Here is a 19,720-nt window from a genome sequence, read left to right on the forward strand (position 1 = left end):
TCTATCAAAGTGCTGTAGTGGGTTGGTTCGTAATAATTTTTCCACCTTTAAGTTTTAAGATGTGTTGGGTGCGGTTGGCTAACTCTAAATCGTGGGTAATAATCACTAAAGTAGTGCCGTGTTCTGCATTCAGTTCAAAAAGCAATTGAATGACTTTTTCTCCAGTTTCTTCATCTAAATTCCCCGTAGGTTCATCGGCAAATAATATCGCTGGTTTATTAGCAAACGCACGTGCTAAAGCCACACGTTGCTGTTCGCCACCAGACAACTGCGACGGATAATGATGCACACGACTGCCCAAACCGACTTTCTCTAGCAAATCTAAACTTACCTGAGTGGCGTTTTTATCGCCTTGCAGTTCTAAAGGGACACTCACATTTTCCAAAGCCGTTAACGTAGGTAAAAGCTGAAAATTCTGAAATATAAACCCCACGTTTTTGTTTCGTAATTGTGCGCGTTCATCTTCATTCAACGTGGCTAAATCTTGTCCGCATAATTCCACTGTACCACCGTTAGCCTGATCTAAACCTGCACATAACCCAATAAGGTGGTTTTTCCGCTTCCAGAAGGTCCAACAATAGAAAATATTTGCCCTTGCTCGACATCAAACGAAATGTCGTGTAATACCGTTAATTGTTTGTTACCGCTGGTATAAGTTTTTTCTAACCCAGTTATCTTTAATATCTTTGACATCTAATCTTTAATTTAAATCACTATTTATGTGCGAGGCTCAAAATAAACAATTGCAATCAAATCACCCCGGGTTTAGGGTCTCTAAACTCTTAAAGTTTTGTTATTTTATTTTAGCCCTAGCCCTGTATTCTTGTGGTGATGGCAAAGCGGAAAAAGCCAAAGACCAAAAAACTGAAACTACTACCGTTACATCGACTGAAGCGGAACAACCAAAAGACAAAACCATTTTATGTTTTGGAGATAGTATTACTGCTGGTTACGGATTAGATAATACAGATGATGCCTATCCTGGGATTTTACAAGACACTATAAATGCATTAAACTTGGAGTATACCGTGATTAATTCGGGAGTTAGTGGCGAAACCAGTGCAGGCGGAAAAAGCAGAATTGATTGGGTAATTAAACAAACCCCAGACATATTTTTATTAGAATTAGGGGCGAATGATGGCTTACGCGGCGTACCCGTTACTGAAACACGAGCCAACCTACAACACATTATAGATGTGGTTCGTGCTAAAAGTCCAGATACAAAAATTATACTGGCGGGCATGCAAATGCCTCCAAACATGGGAACCGCATATACTACAGATTTTAAACAACTCTTTATAGATTTAGCTTCGGAAAACAATATTGCCTTTATTCCGTTTATTTTAGAACAAGTTGGAGGTAAACCAGAACTGAATCAAGGCGATGGTATTCATCCTAATATTGAAGGTCATAAGCTAGTTGCATATACCGTTTGGGATGTACTTGGTCCTATGGTGAAATCGTAATACACCTTACAAGCACATGTGTGCACTACAAATTATGTTTTCTATTAGTATCACCTAAGAGTGCACATTCACACTTATACCTGAATAAAATCGAGTAATTACGGTTTTACAGTACTTATCTTAGGTTAAATTGTTTTATTTTTAAGATGTAATTATAATACGTACTCTTAACGGGATAAACCTATGTTTATTTGGTATAAAAGGAGTTGTAATGAATTTTGTCTTACCCAGAAAAAAGGCTACATAATTTTAAACCTTATGTACAAAAATAACAAAGTAATTAGACGTCACAGTGAACCTTTTAAATTGAAAATTTTAGCCGAACTTACAACAGGAAAATAGCACCAATAGCCATACAAACCATACTGCTACAAAGCAAATAAACACGAGTAAAATAGCCATACAACAGTTACCAAAAAACAAGCCTTAAATTAGTATGTAAACAAAAGTGCACTAGTCGTATACATAAATCGTGTTTTACTAGTGCTCTTTTAATTTATTTAAGCTAAAACATTGTGTGTTTTACGGTTATCCATACTCTTCTTTTAGTATTAAGTAATATATTTAGACATAAAATTAACAATATCCAATTGTTTTATCGGGATAACCCTATGTTTATATTGGATAAAAGGAGTTGGCAACAATTCTACTCATTCCGCAAAAAAATTAATAACAAAAACATTACTCAAAGTTTTATGAAAAACATAATCTCAGCATTTTTAATATTAAATTCATTGTTTATTTACGGTCAAGAGTTTAAAATTATCACAGATACAATTAATATTCCTGATAATGGACGTTTGGTTGATGTTGCATTTTTCAAAAATGAATTATATGTGATGTTTGATACAAAACGCAGGAATACTAATGGTAGATTTAAATCTATGAAAGTATTTGACTTGAACGCCGAATTTGTGGAAAATGTGTTTTTACCTGAATATGCAGTATCGATGTTTTACTGTGATTTAAGAGTAAATAATAGCCAACTATATCTAAAACAAGAACATTCGTTTTCAGGAAAAACATTTTTATTAGAAAATTATGTAGCAGATTTCAACGAAATCAATAATACACGTATAAATATATTTGAGGATGAGAATTATATAATTTATCCAAATTGTAATGGCGAATGGGGAGCTTCAACAATATTTAAAAATAAAAAAACGAATTTAGCTTATGAATTTGCTTCAACTTGTAATTATAATATTATTGGAACTGATAGAGGATATTTAATAACAATCGGAAACGAAATAAAAATAATTGAAAACCCTGAAAAACTTTACAAATCAGATTTTAAATTTGATATAAGTTATTCAGAGAAAGAAAATCAAGGAGTAAAAACTTTATTTACATCTGATTTTAAAATTTATACAACTACAGAAGTTAATGGTAATCTTTATGTTTTATATGGCAATGAGACAAATTCCTATTTTGGTAAATTAAAAACCGATAGAATTGAAAAATTAATTGAATTTGATAAACCATACAAATTTTCTGATTGGTTTAAAGATGATAAAGGAAATCAAATCTTGAAAATGTATTCTTATGATAGTATAGATTATGGATTAATGGAAGGCTATAAAAATTTAGGATTTATATTAATAAATGGACAAAACTTAAGAATGTATCACAGAAAATAAACTGTTGCCAACACCGTATATAATTTATTGCTAGTTCTAGCCTGCTTACGAAAACCCTCGCGGATTTTCTATTCGGTTTTTATTTGCTAAATTACGTTCTTAACCACGCAACAAACCATATACAAACACGTTAGCAGCAATTTGAAAAAACAAGAAGAAAATGAGTATCACACCTAGAGGAATGAGTTTACAAGAAGCCTATCGAAATTATTCGGAAGGTAAATTTTTAGTAAACAGAAAGTATCAAAGAAAACTTGTTTGGACAGTTGATGAAAAAGAATATCTAATTGACAGTATTATTAATGACCTACCTATTCCACTAATTTTATTAGCCCAAACAGATGACGGAAAATTAGAAATTATAGATGGACTACAAAGATTAAACGCAATAATTTCATTTATCGAAAATCGATTTCCTATAAACGGAAAATATTTTGACACAAAACAATCTTCAAGGGCAAAACAATCTTCTGAAGAAGGCTTATTTACTGCCATAACAGATGAGAAAGATTTACTTGACCCAAAAATTTGTGCTAATTTCTTAGATTACCAACTAGCTATTACAATATATCCAACTGATAATGAATCGGAAATTACAGACATTTTTGGTAGGATTAATTCAGGTGGTAAACAGCTAAGTCCCCAAGAAAAAAGGCAAGCAGGTATGCTTGATGTATTAGCGGATACTGTAAGAAAAGTATCTTCTGAAATAAGAGGAGATTCTTCAAAAGATATTTTAAATCTAGCAGAAATGCCAGAGATTAGTATTGATTCAAATCGCGAAAAAATTGGTTATGGTCTTATCGCAGAAGAAATTTTTTGGTGTAAAAACGGAGTGATCTGGAAAAAACAATTAAGAGATAGTGAGGATGAAGAAATGATTTTGGATTTAATTGCTACCATTGTTAAAGATGAACCTCTTGCTAAAAGTAGGGATTTATTTAATAAAATCTACACAAGTAAATCGGATGTAAATATTGAATTCAATACATTATTGACAAAGTATGGAGTTGATAGGTTAATGCACGAAATTAAAGTAACATTTTCAATCATTGAAGATGTTTTTGAAGAGCAAGGAACAACCATTATAAATACTGTTAACGCTAAATCACGAAACCCAGTAAAAGAATCATTTTTCTCAATTTTTATGGCATTTTTTCATCTTATTGTTAAGGAAGAAAAATCACCTGCTGACAATGCACAAATTGTTTTAGCATTAAAAGATTTACAGAAGAAAATGACATCAACTGCTAACTATTCTGTTACAGCAGATAGAGAACAAAACATAAATCTTACAACTGGTTTAATTCAAAAACATTTCGTTAAAAAAGACCCACCTGTTTTGAGACACGGTTCAGGTCTTGCGTTAGATTTTGAAAATTCAATTAGACGTGCAAAAATTGAATCAAACCGATATGAATGTAAACAAGGTTTCTTTGATTTATCAGACAAAAGAAAACTAAATGAAAAATTATACGATGAGATAATTGAGACAATCTGTGGTATTGCTAATGTTGGGCCAGATGAAGATGGATTTTTATTTATTGGTGTTGCTGACAAAGAAGCTGATGCAGAGAGAGTGAAAACATTAGATAAAATTGAATTCAAAACAATCAACAAAAGATACATTGTCGGAATTGACAGAGAACTGAAATTATTGAAAGGAAACCTTGACAATTATATTAATAAATTAATGGGAAAAATATCAAAATCAGATTTAACTGAACCATTAAAAAGTCAAGTTTTAAGTCAACTTGATGTTATTGATTATAAAGGTATGACTATAATTAGATTAAGAATTCCAAAACAAAAGGAACTCTCATTTATAGGAAAATCAAGTTTTATCAGAGAGAACTCTAAAACTATAGAATTAGATGGACCTAAGCTAATTTCAATAAGTAAGTTATTTGATTAGAAAAACTGTTGCCAACAATGTATAAAAAACATAGGGCGTTTGTGCTAAATTCAAAGTCTGTGCGTATTTACAAAGTCCGCTAAATATAAAACTTGGCATTTTAAGAAAAAAAGATAAAAGCAAAATATTTATATTTAGCTAAGTAATAAACCGAAACGAAAGTGCCTATCACCTGCCCTACGTTTCTTATACTGAATATTGGTATAATTAATAACATTTTCAATATTATAACATGAGTAATATTACCTTAAAATTATTATTGTGTACTATTTTAATTATCAGTTCTGCATTTAAATCCTATACTCAGGAAGATTTAAACTCTATAAATAAGATTAAGTATACTATCTTAGATTCAGATTCTAAGAGTTTTAGACCATTTTTTGGGACTGACTCACGTGTGATCACGTTTAAACTAATTGAATTAAAAGATCTTAAAACAGATTCAACTATATATGGTGTTGAAGTAGATATAAATACCAATGAAATTATACAAGCTGGCAAATCAATCGCATTTGGAAATGTTAGTGGTTTGTGGGGAGTATCTAAAAGTATTACTTATAGTAACATTGAAAAAAGTGGATATATTTTTCTAGATAAAAATGATATGAGTAATATTTTAAATTTCCTTAATGAGATTATTACGTATTCATATCAACCACAAGAGAAATTCACTATTTACAAAATTTCAGTTAGAGACAAATTTCAAATTGGGATGTTATATGACCCAGAAACTAACAATAGTAATAAATGGGAGTTTGTTTTCGAAGCAAATGACGCTGTATATAAAATGAAATATGAGAAAGGACTTTCCTTGTTATTAAGTTTATCAAACTTTAATAAGTTTTTAAATGAAAATTAAAAACACTTACATTAAAAGTGACAACACCGGCTAAGCTTAATGTGGGTAATGTGCTTTCTCAAAGTTTTGTTTATATTTATTAAAACTGCACATAAATAATGAATTTGGAGTTTTTGATTGCCTAATCCCAAAGCTTTTTCTTTAAATGGAAAGATAGAAGGTTCTAATACTGAATATGTAATTTTAAGTTACCGTGACAGTTCCAACGTTTACGTTTCCGATACATTGCCACCCCATTCCAACATACATTTTAATTGATAAAAAAGGCATTATAGTTGTTCGTTATCGGGCTTCTGATGAGGAGAATAAAAGCTTAGATGATTTAGAAAAAAACTAAATACATTGTTAACTTCGAACTAATTAACAAATCGGAACTAATATCGTTTTCAAACAATCGTAAAAAATTATAACTCATTTGATTGGACAACTTTTATTGAATTGAAAACTTCACTGAATAAAAAATAACTATTAGCACCTCTACGCATATAATTAATTACCTTAAACACTGGTCTCTAAAATCCTTATGGATTTTATATTTGACTTATATTTATCACTTTAAGTCCTCAAAAATATTACTAAAACACTTATATATTGCCATTACCTATAAAAATATATTACTTCTATTACTATTAAATACCAGCACTAATAACAATGAAACTTAATGTGGGTTTTTATTCTTTTCTCAAAGTTTTATATACATTTTCGAGGTCACCAAATACTTTACGACAAAGCTTTTGATATAGAAAAGTAAAAAAACTCTTTTTTTACTCCAGTATGGCTATGAGTCTCTGTATATAACAGGATTTCTAGGTAGAATAGCCAATAGTGTGTTTCGTTTGCCTGGAGTAGCTGTGATAAAGAGCATACGTTCCAAATCATAGTTGCATAATTTTGAACACCTCTTTTTTAAAATAACAAAGTAATTTGTCTTTACAACCAACCTTCTTACATAACATATTTTCCTAGATATAACACTCATAAAATATGTTACTACACTAGCTAGTTTAATATAATCCCTTGTTTTAAGATAGTATTGGCAATGTTAGAGGATTAAAGCCTTATACTATGATAGAACATTAAAAACATCATAATCATGGGGATAATTAAAGATAGAAAGAAATTCAAAACAGTAAAAGAACAGACTAATCCCACAAATCCGACTGGCAATACCAACCAACTAAACAAAAAGGATAAGGTTAATGAACCCACCATTAAAAAACAACAAAGCAACAAATGAAAAACACTATAAAAAGTAATAAAACACAGATTTCTACCAAATTCATAAGTAAAAACATTGAAGAGATTAAAAACCACAGAAAAATAGCAGCGTATTTACAACTTGCTGCAAAAAACCATTTAAAAGCAGCTATACATTTTCAGGAAGGCAATCTTAAAAAAGCAGCACAAAGTACAAAAGTTGCGCATGCTAATTTTAATCTTGCCAACAAGGCACAAAGCAAATTTATGAATTACCATACCATAGCCGACTAATTCAGTAGATTATAAGTTAAAAGCAATTTTATTAAGACCTTAAATTATAAAAAATGGAATCTCAAGATGAACTCAATGAAAACATACGATTAATAACAATAAAGATTCAAAAGGAGAATCCAGAACTAATCAAGTACATTAATGAAATACCAAGAGGCATCCCCCTTAAAAAGGAAGAAAAATTAAATAAAGAAGCTTTAAAAGATTATCTAGATTCCCTAAATAATATATTAAAAACGTATGCTAAAGAGCATTAAAAAACTTTAAATATGACAATCCAAATAATTATTAACAAAACGATTAATCGCGTAAAAAACAGTTCTGATGTGTTTAATTATCAAACATTTAAAATCTTACAACGTTTAGAGACTTATATTACTAGAATAAAAAATGAACGTATACCTATAGGTGCAAAAAAAGATAATTTTTATGATGCCTCGGATATGAAAGCATGTAGAATTGAAGGCATGACACCTATTGCTATCCCTATTCGAGCAAATAAAACGCTATAAATACGCTGCAATAAGTGCTTTTAACACAATAAAAACCTTTGAAGCAAGTAGGCTTCGGAACCTTAAAAAGAATTAAAACTCAACAATATGAAAACAAATAACAATCTTGGTATCTGGATGGATCATTCAACAGCTAATTTGATTGATACAAATTCAAATAACGAATGTCGCAATATTGATTCAAAATTTACTTCAGAAACCAAGGAAGAAGCCTTATATAGGAGTGAAAGTCTTATGCACAACAAAAGACAACAAATGCATGAAAATTTTTATAACAAAATAGGCACTCAGATTTTAAAACATAAACATGTACTATTATTTGGTCCTACAAATGCCAAGGTAGAATTACATAATTCTTTAAACAAAGATTTACATTTTAAAGATATTAGAATTGATATTGAGTCTGCAGACAAAATGACTCAAAATGAAAAGGAGGCCTTTGTTCGAAATCATTTTGAGAAAAACAGAAAAGGATCTAATTAACATTAAAAGTTTATTTATAGCTAAAAGTTTCTGATTTACTAGTATTATAAGTTAATCTTAAACATAGCTTTAAACAGCATTTTCACAAAAACAATACAGAAAACAAAGTGTTTAAAAATTGCAGTGAATGACTAGACACAAAGTACGGTCGTTTTCTGCGCTCTTTGTTTTAAAATCATGAATAGTACATCTACAGTAAATTTAGAGTATTTCCTTTCAGTTATGACCGATTTTTAACTGAATTACAAAGTGATAATCATCATGTTTCCAATATCTTTTTTTACACCGCTCTATAAAACAAAAAAAAGATGCCAGATGGCACCCTTTTTTATGTTGTACAACTATATTTTTAAGACTTAAATACAGTACATATATAATTTAGATTTTATGTGTTATTTGAATTTATTTTTATCTGATAAAAATGATAAAAAAAATCCGGAGCATGGTAATTTTACACCTCTTGAAACGCTTAAACTTTAAGCTTCGGTTTCAGGAAATGATGATGCTTACTTTTCTCTTTGTATAAGGTCATAGTAGCCATTACACTCCAAATTAAATTGGCAACAAAAGACGGTAATGCATTGTAATAATAACAGTTAATGGCTATTATAATGGCTCCAAAAAGATTTAAGTACTTAGAGTAGTTTACGTACTTATTGTTTTCTATAAGGGTTAGTCCATATGCTAGAACTAGAAAGCCAGAACCTGACCACCCTAATACATCTATTAACAATTTCATTTCACTAAATTTGATTCTATTTTTGTTGTTATATTAAAGTGCAAATGTCTTGTAAGAGACCTTATTTTAAATGATACAAAAGCATCTAAAAATGGTAATTTTACGCCATTTTTAAAAAAACTATTTAAACCTATTTCTAAATTCTAAAGGTGTTACCTGTTGATGCTTTTTAAAATACTTCACAAAATTTGTAGGTTCCTCAAAACCAAGTGTGTATGCTATTTCCTTAACACTATCTGTAGTATGCGCTAACAAACGTTTTGCTTCTAAAATAATTCTTGAATCTATCATTTGTTTTGGCGTGATAGCCATTATTTTTAATGTTGCTGCATTTAAACGTTTTTCTGAGACGCTTAACTGCATACAATATTTACTAACCGATTTTAAAACGTGAAACTGTCGGTCTAATAAATCACGAAACCGAATAACAATCTCTAGGTCCGGTCCTTTATTTATTTTGGTAATTTGTTTGTGTTGTCGTGCGCGTTCAGAAATCAATAAAATATTCTGAAGATACCCTCTAAGAATATCTGATTGAAAGCTATCGGCATTCGTTTTTAATTCTGTTTTTATTAGCTGAAAGAAGCTATTAAAGACCTTTGTTAACCCAGTATTTAACTCAATATTAGAAAGCGCATGTAAATCGTTAAAAAGCATACAACTTCTTAAAAACTTAGTATCGGCCTCTGTTTTACAAAAGAAGTTATCGCTAAACAAAAGGATTTCGCCATCTATAGGTGTATCACTATCGTAGCACTGCACACTATTTTTATCGACAAACAAAATTGAATTTGGTTTAATCTCTATCGGATTAAAATCGACCATATGCTTAGGACTTCCTTTTTTAAACCATATAATTTGGTAAAATTCGGTTCTATGAGGTACTGTTAACTCATTAAAAGATTTGGCATATAAATTCCCTAGGTTTTCAACTTCAAATTCATGAAGGATTCCTGTTTTAAACCAATACTTTTTAATATCTGAGACCACGTATATCGGGATTATTTTGAAACCGCAAACATAGGTTTTTTTCGATTTTAAATGTTAGTTTATTTTCTAAAAACATTCAAAAAAATGAACGTGCTTTTTTAAAGCATACTCAACCTATTAAAAGCATCAATATTTAAATGATTTCAGTTAATACCCCGCAGATGTAATATGTAATTTTGAGTCTAACATAAAAAACAAAGACCATGTCGTTACTCACCATTATACTTAGTATCCTTTTACCACCTGTAGCTGTATTTTTAAAACACGGTATTGGTACCACATTACTAGTAAGCATTTTACTAACCCTTTTAGGATGGTTACCTGGTGTAATACATGCCTTTTATGTAAACAGTAAATAATATATATTATGAAAACAAACGATAAGAAAATGCCTTACAATCCAGAAATCACTGAAGCAGATAAACAAATATTAGGCGATAAATCAGGACATTTAAGACAAGATAACGGAGACGATGAGCTTTTAAAGAAGCGTGAGAACGCACCTGATTTTGCTGCCGAGAATTTAGATATTCCAGGCGCGAGTCCTGCAAGACCATTAACAAATGGAAAACCTCCTAAAGATGAAGAGAATAAACATTATAGTTTAGGTAGTGCAGATAATGAAAACCTAGAGTTAGATATAGATAATACTAAGGATGATTAATAATTTTTAAGACCTCTTTGAGTATTATTTTAAATCCCTTAAGCATAAACATATGTTTAAGGGATTTATTGTATTTAAATTTATTTTATCATGGGTTTTAAGAAATCTAATTCGTTAGTTTTTATAACAAATCCTATACGCACCATACTGGTAAACTTCTCGTAAGCAATAAGGCTTTCGGCATATCCGGCAAACCACTCTAACATGATGTATTGGTTTTTAGTTTTAAACGGATTATAATACAAACGCGATCTTACGGCACCTTTCCAATCTAAATTCAAGCCTTTTTTAACGGCTATTTCAAAATTAAGCTTGTCTGGTGTAATCTCGTGGGAATATGTAACCTGCCCCAAACCAACATACTCTAACAGGTCTGAATTATCGTCCTGATAGCCAAAAGGCGCCCACACCTCTACGCTTAATATACTTTTATGACTTAAATTTGTAGCATATTTCATGCTTAATCGGTTCCAACTTCTAGAATAAATGCTGTCTCGACCATTAGATTCGTGATTCAGCTTTATAGAAGCCACCCCCTTTACATGGTCTGTTTCATCGTAAATTACTTTTCTTAAGCCAATAGTAGGATTAAAATTTATTTCCTGAAACGGACTAGAAAACTCGTAAATGTTCCAAAAGGCTTTTTGGGTATAGGTTAAAAACATATACGAATCCCAGATTATAGGATCTCTAGAGATAAGTTGCTTAAAACTAATTTGGTATTTAATATCTGCTGTGCTAGACTTTATTGCCGTGTTAGTTGGCACCCCTGTAATAAGATAATTGTCTTCATGAATTGTAAAGGACGGATTTTCCTTAATACTAGTATTAACCTCCTCCCTAGTATAGGTTTGAGCATAAGTATTAAAGAGTATTAAAAAAAAACCGAAGACGAGATAGTATGTTTTCATAAATAAAAAGGACTAGATATTTAAGCGAATTAAATGCCCTTGCTTAAAATAAAAATAGACAGTACATATGTATAAACAGTCTGATTTATATAACACGGGTAATGTTTTGCAAAGGTGTGAAATATTATAAGGTTACCTTAATCTGTTTGGTTAAAGTTTTAATCGAATTGAAATCTGTCTATACACACAAAAGCAGCACCTAAATAACTCTAGGTACTGCTAATTTGTATTAAACTTAAAAAAAGGACTATTTTTTAAGCGATTTCATATCGATAACAAAGCGATACTTCACATCGTTTTTAGTCACACGTTCGTAAGCGTCATTAATATTTTGCATATCAATAAGCTCTATATCACTAGTAATATTATGTTCTCCACAGAAATCTAACATCTCTTGTGTTTCTTTGATACCACCAATTAGAGATCCTGCAACACGTTTACGTCCGCCAATAAGACTTCCGCCATGGAATGGTTTTAAGGGCTCTACAGCACCTACTAATACCATAGTGGCATCTATTTTAAGTAATGCTAAGTACGGATCCATTTCATGACCTACAGGAATGGTATTTAATATAAAGTCGAAACTTCCTTGATGCTTTTTCATATCGTCTGCATCTTTAGACACCAATACTTCATGCGCACCTAAGCGTTTAGCATCGTGTCCTTTTTCTGGAGACGTAGTAATCATAACTACATGCGCTCCTAATGCTGCTGCAAATTTAACACCCATATGCCCTAAACCACCAAGGCCAATAACACCAACTTTATCTCCTTTTTTCACGTTCCAGTGACTTAAAGGCGACCAAGTGGTAATACCAGCACATAATAATGGTGCAGTAGCTGCTTCGTCTAAATTTTCTGGTACACGAAGTACAAATTTTTCGTCGACTACAACAGCTGTTGAATACCCTCCATAGGTTTGTAAACCTTCAAGATGTTTATCAGGACTGTTATAGGTATATGTGGTTCCGTTTTCACAAAATTGTTCTAAATCTTGTGCGCAAGAGGCACAAGTATGGCAAGAATCTACCATACATCCAACACCAACTAAATCGCCTACTTTATAACGACTTACGCCAGAACCTATTTCTGTAACACGACCAATAATTTCGTGTCCAGGTACTACGGGATATGTCGATCCTTTCCAGTCGTTTCTTACGGTATGTATATCACTATGGCATACACCACAATACGTAATATCAATCTTTACATCGTCTGTTCCTACAGCTCTACGCTGTATATCTAATGGTTTTAAATCTGCTGTAGATGCTGTTGCACCATATGCTTTTACTGTTGTTGTAGACAAAATTTATATGTTTTTTAAGGTTACTTTTAATTCAATTTCTGTGTTCAATAGTTTTGAAATAGGACACACGGCTTTCGCTTCATGTGCTATTTGCTGAAACTCTTCTGCATCTATATTAGGTACATCGCCTACTAAATTTAAGATGATTTTAGTAATGGTACCATCTTCAAAATTAACAGATGCATCTACATCTAAAGTTGTTGCTGTGTAATCGGCTTCGTTTAACAAAAAACTTAATTGCATCGCAAAACATCCTGCATGAGCTGCACCAATTAGTTCTTCTGGATTGGTTCCTTTTTCACCATCTTCAAAACGGGTTTTAAAAGAATATTGCGTGTGATCTAGAACTTTACTTCCTGTGGTAAGCTGTCCTTGTCCATCTTTTCCACTTCCTTTCCATCCTGCATGTGCTTGTCTTGTAAATTTCATAGGTTTTATTTTAATTATTTATGTTTATTTTGACGCTTTAGGATAATCTGTAAATCCTTTTTCGCCTTGCGTATAGAAGGTCTCTTGATCCCATTCGGCTAACTCCAAATCGTTTTCAAATCGCGCTACTAAATCTGGATTCGAGATAAACAACTTACCATAAGCTACTAAATCGGCATCGCCATCTTCTAGTACTTTATTCCCTTTCTCTTGGTCGAAGGCGTTGTTTATCATTAACGTTCCTTTATATAATGGTCGGAAATGTTTAGCAATATTTATTACTGCAAACGGCACATCAGACACATCTGTAAACGGTTCTGATAAATGCACATAAGCTAAGTTGTAATCGTTTAATTTTTCAATGATATATTCGAATGTTGGAATGGTCTCTTCATCTATTGTAATACCAAACATGCCGTGTAAAGACGGATTAAAACGCACACCAACTTGCTCTTGAGGCATTACGGTTTTAATAGCATCTAATACCTCAAAGAAGAAACGGGTTCTGTTTTCTATACTTCCACCATATTCATCTGTTCTGGTGTTAGAACATGCGTTAAAAAATTGCTGAAATAAATACCCATTAGAGGAATGAATTTCGACACCATCAAATCCCGCTTTTACGGCATTTGCTGCGGCGTTTTTAAAATCGCTAACCGTTTGCTTAATATCTGCTATCGACATCGCTTTAGGCGTTACCGTATCTTTAAACCCTTCTGGAGTGAATGATTTTGCATGCGGATTTATAGCTGAAGCTGAAACAGGTAAGTCTCCATTATGAAAATCAGGATGTGAAATACGTCCCACATGCCATAACTGAATAAAAATAGTACCGCCTTGATCGTGTACACGTTTGGTTACTTTTTTCCATCCTTCAACTTGTGCTTCAGAGTAAATACCAGGCGTATGAATATATCCTACGGCTTGTTCAGAGACCTGAGACCCTTCGGTAATAATTAAACCAGCAGACGCACGTTGTTCGTAATACAAACCTTGTAATGCGTCTGTTGGGACTTTAGCTTCGTTATCGGCACGACTACGCGTCATAGGTGCCATAACGATTCTGTTTTTAAGATTTATATTTTTATGATATGGAGTTAAGAGCTGTTGTTTAGACATGTCTGTAATATTTTTAATTGTTAATACTAACAAAATTACAGGACAGCTTAACCAATCTCATTGATCTATATCAATTGTGATAAAATTAACTACTTTAAAGAGGTTCTTACCCGGCTTAAATTCTCTGGGGTTACGCCTAAATAATTGGCTATATCATAATTCGCGACTCTATGCTCTATACTTGGGTAGGATTTACAAAAATCGAGATAGCGCTCTTTGGTGTTTTTTTCTTGTGTAGATAAGATGCGTTTCTGCTGAGATATGAATGCTTTAGTGATTAATATTCTAAAATAACGCTCGAAAATGGGAGCATCTTCATAAAGCATTTGAAGCGCATCGTGATTAATAGATAACAATTGCGCATCTTCTACAGCTTCTATATATAAATTTGAAGTGCTTTGATTATAAAAGGCTTCAAAATCTCCAATCCACCAGTTTTCTACCGCAAATTGTAAAATGTGTTTACTACCTTTCGCATCCATATAATAGGCTTTTAAACAGCCCTTCACTACAAAATATTCGTGCTTTACATAGGTTGCTGGTTTTAATAAATACGCCCCTTTAGATACTGAGACTTCATTTAAAATAGAAAGAAATTTCTGTATATCAATCTCGGTTGGATTAACTAAGTGTTGTATGTGTTTTGTTATTGCTGTATGCATGATACAAAGATGCTAAATGATTTGGATTAAAGCAATAATTAAGTGTGTATAGGCTGTTAATTTTAATTGTGATTTTGAATAAAAACACATCATTAAAATTAACAACTATAACTTGAATTTCATTCCTATTTTAAACAACATAACCTCTTCAAGTATCCACACCTAACTACATGATAATAAGGAGATTTATAATATTATTTAATGCTTAATAACTTTTACAGATTGCTCTGCCCATTCTGGAAACACACTTGGATCGATATCGAATATAATGGTTCCCCAAAAGATAGTCATTAACACAATAATTATGGTTGCAAAAATATCTATAATAATTCCTGTTTTTATCATTTGTATCATTTTCAGTTTTCCTGTTCCAAATACAATCGCGTTGGGTGGCGTAGCTATAGGTAACATAAAGGCCATAGACGCTGCTAAGGTTACTGGAATCATAATTAATAATGGATTCACTTTTATTTCTGAAGCTAAACCAGACACTATAGGTAAAAGCATTTCGGTAGTTGCTGTATTCGAGGTAAATTCTGTAAGTGTAGACATTAGTAAGGTTAAAGTTCCGACTAGATTAATAGCAGACATGCCTTTGGTTGCGCCTAAAAGTCCGCCCACATAATTAGATAATCCAGAATCGATAAACCCTTTAGCTAAGGCAAAACCACCACCAAACAAAAACACGATGTGCCAAGGCAGTTTAACCATGATTTTCCAACTCACTAGAGCTTCTTTCTTTTTACTAGAAGGCACAATAAATAACAACATGGCGACAAAAATAGCAACTGTACCATCGTTTAAGAACTTAGGATTTTTAAAAACAGTACTCCATCCTGGAACGGTTACAAAGCCTAAATTAAGATTAGATCGGAATACCCACAACAGCGCTAAAGACAAAAACAACACAAATACCCGTTTTTGCTCGACACTTATAACACCTAATGCATCATATTTGTCTTTAAAAAACGATTTGTCTAATTTCTCTACAGTCCCTTTTGGGCGGTATGTAAAATATAGTAAAAACAGTGAGAATAAAAAGATCATGACTGTTATTGGAAACGCAAAGGTAATCCATTGTCCGAAAGAGATTTCTGGAGCACCAGGATAAATAATTTCAAAAATTCTTAAAAAAGATAAATTAGGAGGTGTTCCAACCAGCGTTGCAATTCCGCCTATAGAACACGCATGTGCAATTGATAGCAATAAACCTGCTGCAAACGAGCTTATTTTTCCTTCACCATACACTTCTTCTAAAGCTGAGGTTACCGAAAACGCAATGGGAAGCATCATCATAGCTGTTGCGGTGTTAGACATCCACATCGATAAAAATGATGAGGCCAACATAAACCCTAGCATAATTCTAAACGGACTCCCTCCTACTATAGAGAGTATTTTTAAAGCGATACGTTTATGAAGATCCCATTTTTCCATAGCCAAGGCCATAACAAAACCACCTATAAATAGAAAAATAACATAATTAATGTAGGCGTCTGAAATGTCTTTTCCATCTAAAACACCAAGAGTTGGGAATAAAATAATGGGGAGAAATGAGGTGATTCCGATAGGTAAAGCCTCTGTAACCCACCAAAATGCCATTAAAAATGCAATAGCGGCGGTATAGGTTACTTCTGGTTTCCCGGGTTGTAAATCGACAAAGAAAATAATGGTAAAAAAGACGATTAGTCCAGAGATAATTAATTTCATATTAATCTCTGTGTTCGTTTCAATGGCTGACATAAAGTCGTGGTTTTAGTTAATTCGTAGAAAAGATAAACTTTCCGTACCACACCCGCAATAATTAATGTTTTTTATTATTATTTTCTTAGACTTTCGGCTTAATAAATGCTTTTTTATAATTGAAAAAAGGTATTACTTTTGAATCTTATTTCGTTTTATTGTTTTGCGTTAGGGATTGAAATGGCATCCTTTTTAATTTCTTTTCGAAATAAAAAGATATAATGTAAAGCCCGACCTTTAGGTAACGCCCACATACTTTTTAAAAATTTAGTTGTACAATACATTTATTTTAATTTACTTTGTATTTCAAAGTTCTTTACAAATGAGCACAGAGAAGTATTTAAACGACATTTCGGAAATTAAAAATTTAATGAGTAAATCATCACGATTTATTTCTTTAAGTGGTATATCGGGTATTTTAGCAGGAATTTATGCTTTAATTGGCGCAGGCTATGCCTATTGGTTAGTCAACTCTTTTTCTTATGGTACATTGATGTTAGATGGAAAAGTATTTAGATTGGTTTTATTAGACTTACTAATTGTACTCGTTTTAAGTGTAGGCACTTCAGTTTTTTTAACCACCAAAAGAGCTAATAAAAATAAAGAATCTTACTGGAATGCAACGACTAAAAATTTATTAGCCAGTTTTTTAATCCCGCTTGTTGCAGGAGGTTTATACATCTTAATTATTTTAAGTCAAGGAAAGTACGGACGTACTGGTGCTTTAATGCTTATTTTTTATGGTGTAGCCTTATACAATGCGTCTAAACATACCTTGGGGTATATAAAATATTTAGGCTTAATAGAAATTTGCTTGGGCTTAATTAGCGCGCTCTTTCCTGGTTTAGGGTTTTGGTTTTGGGTGATTGGTTTTGGATTTATGCATATTATTTACGGTGTTTTTATGTATTTTAAATATGAAAAAAATTAATTACCATTTTATAAAGTAATCTACTTATTTTGAAAAACATTATTTTAAACATTAACAAAGCTTTTGATCATAGAATTCGGCTAGGAATTATGTCGGTTTTAATGGTGAATGAGTATGCCGATTTTAAAATGCTTAAAGAATTGTTAGGATGTACAGACGGTAACTTGGCTAGCCATTTAAAGGCTCTAGAAAAAGTAGAATTTATTACCGTGGAAAAACAATTTATTGGAAGAAAACCAAACACGAGATATCTTGCTACTCCCCTAGGAAAAGAAGAGTTTAAGAAACATATTAATGCCTTAGAAAAGTTAATTAAAAACACTTAGCTTTTTTTATTTACCTATTAACTTTGAATTTCAAAGTTCTTTTAAACGTATAAATACTAAAAAATAAAACTATAAAAATGGAAAAACAAAATCAGCAACCAGGTAGAATTGGAAAATGGGTAAAGACTTCTATTACCGCAAGAATGTTAATGGTGGGACTATTAACATCAATACTACTCATTCCGCTTTCGTTTATAAAAAGTCTAATCCATGAGAGAATGGATAGACAAGAAGAGGTTGTTAATGAAATTAATCAGAAATGGGGAAACGAAGTTTTATTATATGGCCCCATTTTAAAAGTGCCTTATAGAATACATCATATTAAAGAAATTTATGATGAAACCACTAAAAAGAGTAAAAAGGAAAGCTACACCTCTACGAATTATGCTTACTTTTTTCCGAATAAACTTGATATTACATCAACCATAAATCCGGAAGAAAAACAACGTGGTATTTATAAAACTGCTGTATATAAAAGTAACATTGATCTTGCGGGTAGTTTTACTAAGCCTGATTTTAGTGAACAGGATATTAAAGACGAAGACATTTTATGGGATAAGGCGAAATTGATTGTCGAAACCTCTAATTTAAAAGGTGTGAACAGTTTGGTTGAAATTACATTTAATGAAAGTAAATACCCGTTAGAATCTAAATATCAGGAAGAAAACACGGGTTATTTAGACGAGATAAGATTACATAAGTTAGAAAGTAAATCGCTAAAAGAAACCGATTTACCCATTAAAAATGATGTGCGTTTTAATCTTAATATAAATATAAACGGAAGTAAGCAAATACGTTTTATTCCTGTTGGGAAAGAAACCAATGTAAATATTCAGTCTGATTGGAAAACAGCTAATTTTTTAGGGGAATATTTACCTCAGAATTCTGATAAAATAACTACTGATGGTTTTAATGCCAAATGGAAAGTATTAGATATAAACCGTCCGTTTTCTCAGGAATCTTTTAATGGACTTCCAGATTTGAAACAGTATGCTTTTGGTGTCAATTTTATGATTCCAGTAGATGAGTACCAGAAAAGTGAACGCTCTGCGAAATATGGCTTTTTAGTGATTGGATTAACCTTTTTAATCTTCTTTTTAATACAAACTATGAGTAAAATTAATATTCATCCCTTTCAGTATTTAATGATTGGTATTGCATTAACCATGTTTTATACCTTACTGATTTCTATTTCGGAACATAGTAGTTATTTAAAAGCGTATGTAATTGCTGGTGCATCTGTTATTGTTCTGATTACACTGTATTCTAAATCGATTTTAAAGAATGTAAAATTCCCACTCTTTATTGGGCTTTCACTAACCATATTATACACTTTTATATTTGTAATTATACAGTTAGAGAGCTACGCTTTATTAGTTGGAAGTATTGGTTTATTTGCAATTTTAGCTGCTGTAATGTATGCTTCCAGAAAAATAGATTGGCAAAACGGAGAATAATAGTCACAAAAAAAGTATCAAGTTTTATAAGGCTTGATACTTTTTTTAAATCATTAAATAAACATCTTTAAGAACTAAAA

21 protein-coding genes and 1 pseudogene are annotated in these 19,720 nt (G+C 31.8%); 13 read left to right on the top strand and 9 right to left on the bottom strand.

Annotation, left to right across the window (positions count from 1 at the left end; translation table 11 throughout):
• Positions 1-4: 4 nt before the first annotated feature.
• Positions 5-693 (bottom strand): annotated as a pseudogene (locus Q1B05_RS11635) (ABC transporter ATP-binding protein).
• Positions 694-719: 26 nt separating this feature from the next.
• Between Q1B05_RS11635 and Q1B05_RS11640 the strand changes: the two are divergent.
• From Q1B05_RS11640 to Q1B05_RS11675, 8 genes are all read left to right on the top strand, one after another.
• A complete protein-coding gene (locus Q1B05_RS11640; protein WP_159023329.1) occupies positions 720-1,466 on the top strand; it encodes an arylesterase in 747 nt (248 codons plus the stop codon).
• Positions 1,467-2,161: 695 nt separating this feature from the next.
• Entirely contained in the window at positions 2,162-3,106 is a 945-nt protein-coding gene (locus tag Q1B05_RS11645; RefSeq protein WP_299780857.1) for a hypothetical protein, read from the top strand.
• A gap of 160 nt (positions 3,107-3,266) precedes the next feature.
• The gene (locus Q1B05_RS11650) at positions 3,267-5,021 is read left to right on the top strand and encodes a DUF262 domain-containing protein (RefSeq protein ID WP_299780858.1); all 1,755 of its coding nucleotides are present in this window, start codon (positions 3,267-3,269) and stop codon (positions 5,019-5,021) included.
• Between the two features lie 232 nt (positions 5,022-5,253).
• Complete coding sequence (locus Q1B05_RS11655; RefSeq protein ID WP_299780859.1) at positions 5,254-5,880, top strand: hypothetical protein; 627 nt, start codon at positions 5,254-5,256, stop codon at positions 5,878-5,880.
• Between the two features lie 1,233 nt (positions 5,881-7,113).
• The gene (locus tag Q1B05_RS11660) at positions 7,114-7,371 is read left to right on the top strand and encodes a hypothetical protein (protein ID WP_299780860.1); all 258 of its coding nucleotides are present in this window, start codon (positions 7,114-7,116) and stop codon (positions 7,369-7,371) included.
• Between the two features lie 53 nt (positions 7,372-7,424).
• Positions 7,425-7,628, top strand: a complete 204-nt coding sequence (locus Q1B05_RS11665; protein ID WP_299780861.1) for a hypothetical protein — start codon at positions 7,425-7,427, stop codon at positions 7,626-7,628.
• 12 nt (positions 7,629-7,640) lie between these two features.
• Positions 7,641-7,883: a hypothetical protein gene (locus Q1B05_RS11670; RefSeq protein ID WP_299780862.1), complete on the top strand. Its 243-nt coding sequence runs from the start codon at positions 7,641-7,643 to the stop codon at positions 7,881-7,883.
• 87 nt (positions 7,884-7,970) lie between these two features.
• Entirely contained in the window at positions 7,971-8,366 is a 396-nt protein-coding gene (locus Q1B05_RS11675) for a hypothetical protein (protein ID WP_299780863.1), read from the top strand.
• Positions 8,367-8,835: 469 nt separating this feature from the next.
• Here Q1B05_RS11675 and Q1B05_RS11680 read toward each other — a convergent pair whose 3' ends face one another.
• Together Q1B05_RS11680 and Q1B05_RS11685 are read right to left on the bottom strand one after the other, a co-directional pair.
• Positions 8,836-9,105: a hypothetical protein gene (locus Q1B05_RS11680; RefSeq protein ID WP_299780864.1), complete on the bottom strand. Its 270-nt coding sequence runs from the start codon at positions 9,103-9,105 to the stop codon at positions 8,836-8,838.
• Between the two features lie 120 nt (positions 9,106-9,225).
• Positions 9,226-10,095: a helix-turn-helix transcriptional regulator gene (locus Q1B05_RS11685; protein WP_299780865.1), complete on the bottom strand. Its 870-nt coding sequence runs from the start codon at positions 10,093-10,095 to the stop codon at positions 9,226-9,228.
• Positions 10,096-10,298: 203 nt separating this feature from the next.
• Here Q1B05_RS11685 and Q1B05_RS11690 point away from each other — a divergent pair, with 203 nt between their 5' ends.
• Both Q1B05_RS11690 and Q1B05_RS11695 read left to right on the top strand, forming a co-directional pair.
• The gene (locus Q1B05_RS11690) at positions 10,299-10,454 is read left to right on the top strand and encodes a YqaE/Pmp3 family membrane protein (protein WP_038529340.1); all 156 of its coding nucleotides are present in this window, start codon (positions 10,299-10,301) and stop codon (positions 10,452-10,454) included.
• Positions 10,455-10,462: 8 nt separating this feature from the next.
• Positions 10,463-10,759, top strand: a complete 297-nt coding sequence (locus Q1B05_RS11695) for a hypothetical protein (protein ID WP_159023319.1) — start codon at positions 10,463-10,465, stop codon at positions 10,757-10,759.
• 80 nt (positions 10,760-10,839) lie between these two features.
• On the opposite strand, the gene Q1B05_RS11700 is transcribed toward Q1B05_RS11695, so the two are convergent.
• The 6 genes from Q1B05_RS11700 to Q1B05_RS11725 all read right to left on the bottom strand — a co-directional run bounded on the left by Q1B05_RS11700 (position 10,840) and on the right by Q1B05_RS11725 (position 16,926).
• A complete protein-coding gene (locus Q1B05_RS11700) occupies positions 10,840-11,670 on the bottom strand; it encodes a phospholipase A (protein ID WP_299780866.1) in 831 nt (276 codons plus the stop codon).
• 247 nt (positions 11,671-11,917) lie between these two features.
• Positions 11,918-12,976 (bottom strand): NAD(P)-dependent alcohol dehydrogenase, encoded by a 1,059-nt coding sequence (locus Q1B05_RS11705; protein WP_159023317.1) that lies wholly within the window; start codon positions 12,974-12,976, stop codon positions 11,918-11,920.
• Between the two features lie 3 nt (positions 12,977-12,979).
• Positions 12,980-13,405 carry an OsmC family protein gene (locus Q1B05_RS11710; protein ID WP_299780867.1) on the bottom strand — a complete coding sequence of 142 codons (426 nt, stop codon included), beginning with the start codon at positions 13,403-13,405 and terminating at the stop codon, positions 12,980-12,982.
• A gap of 24 nt (positions 13,406-13,429) precedes the next feature.
• Entirely contained in the window at positions 13,430-14,524 is a 1,095-nt protein-coding gene (locus Q1B05_RS11715; RefSeq protein ID WP_299780868.1) for an alkene reductase, read from the bottom strand.
• Positions 14,525-14,613: 89 nt separating this feature from the next.
• Positions 14,614-15,186 (bottom strand): Crp/Fnr family transcriptional regulator, encoded by a 573-nt coding sequence (locus tag Q1B05_RS11720; RefSeq protein ID WP_299780869.1) that lies wholly within the window; start codon positions 15,184-15,186, stop codon positions 14,614-14,616.
• 198 nt (positions 15,187-15,384) lie between these two features.
• Complete coding sequence (locus Q1B05_RS11725) at positions 15,385-16,926, bottom strand: SLC13 family permease (protein WP_299780870.1); 1,542 nt, start codon at positions 16,924-16,926, stop codon at positions 15,385-15,387.
• Positions 16,927-17,248: 322 nt separating this feature from the next.
• On the opposite strand from Q1B05_RS11725, the gene Q1B05_RS11730 reads away from it, so the two are divergent.
• From Q1B05_RS11730 to creD, 3 genes are all read left to right on the top strand, one after another.
• Complete coding sequence (locus Q1B05_RS11730) at positions 17,249-17,857, top strand: hypothetical protein (RefSeq protein ID WP_299780872.1); 609 nt, start codon at positions 17,249-17,251, stop codon at positions 17,855-17,857.
• 29 nt (positions 17,858-17,886) lie between these two features.
• On the top strand, positions 17,887-18,183 hold the full coding sequence (locus Q1B05_RS11735; protein ID WP_299780874.1) for a transcriptional regulator: 297 nt from the start codon (positions 17,887-17,889) through the stop codon (positions 18,181-18,183).
• A gap of 77 nt (positions 18,184-18,260) precedes the next feature.
• Positions 18,261-19,640 carry a cell envelope integrity protein CreD gene (creD, locus tag Q1B05_RS11740; protein WP_299780876.1) on the top strand — a complete coding sequence of 460 codons (1,380 nt, stop codon included), beginning with the start codon at positions 18,261-18,263 and terminating at the stop codon, positions 19,638-19,640.
• Positions 19,641-19,720: the final 80 nt, after the last annotated feature.

Source organism: uncultured Formosa sp. (genome assembly GCF_947500765.1).
Lineage (GTDB): Bacteria > Bacteroidota > Bacteroidia > Flavobacteriales > Flavobacteriaceae > Formosa.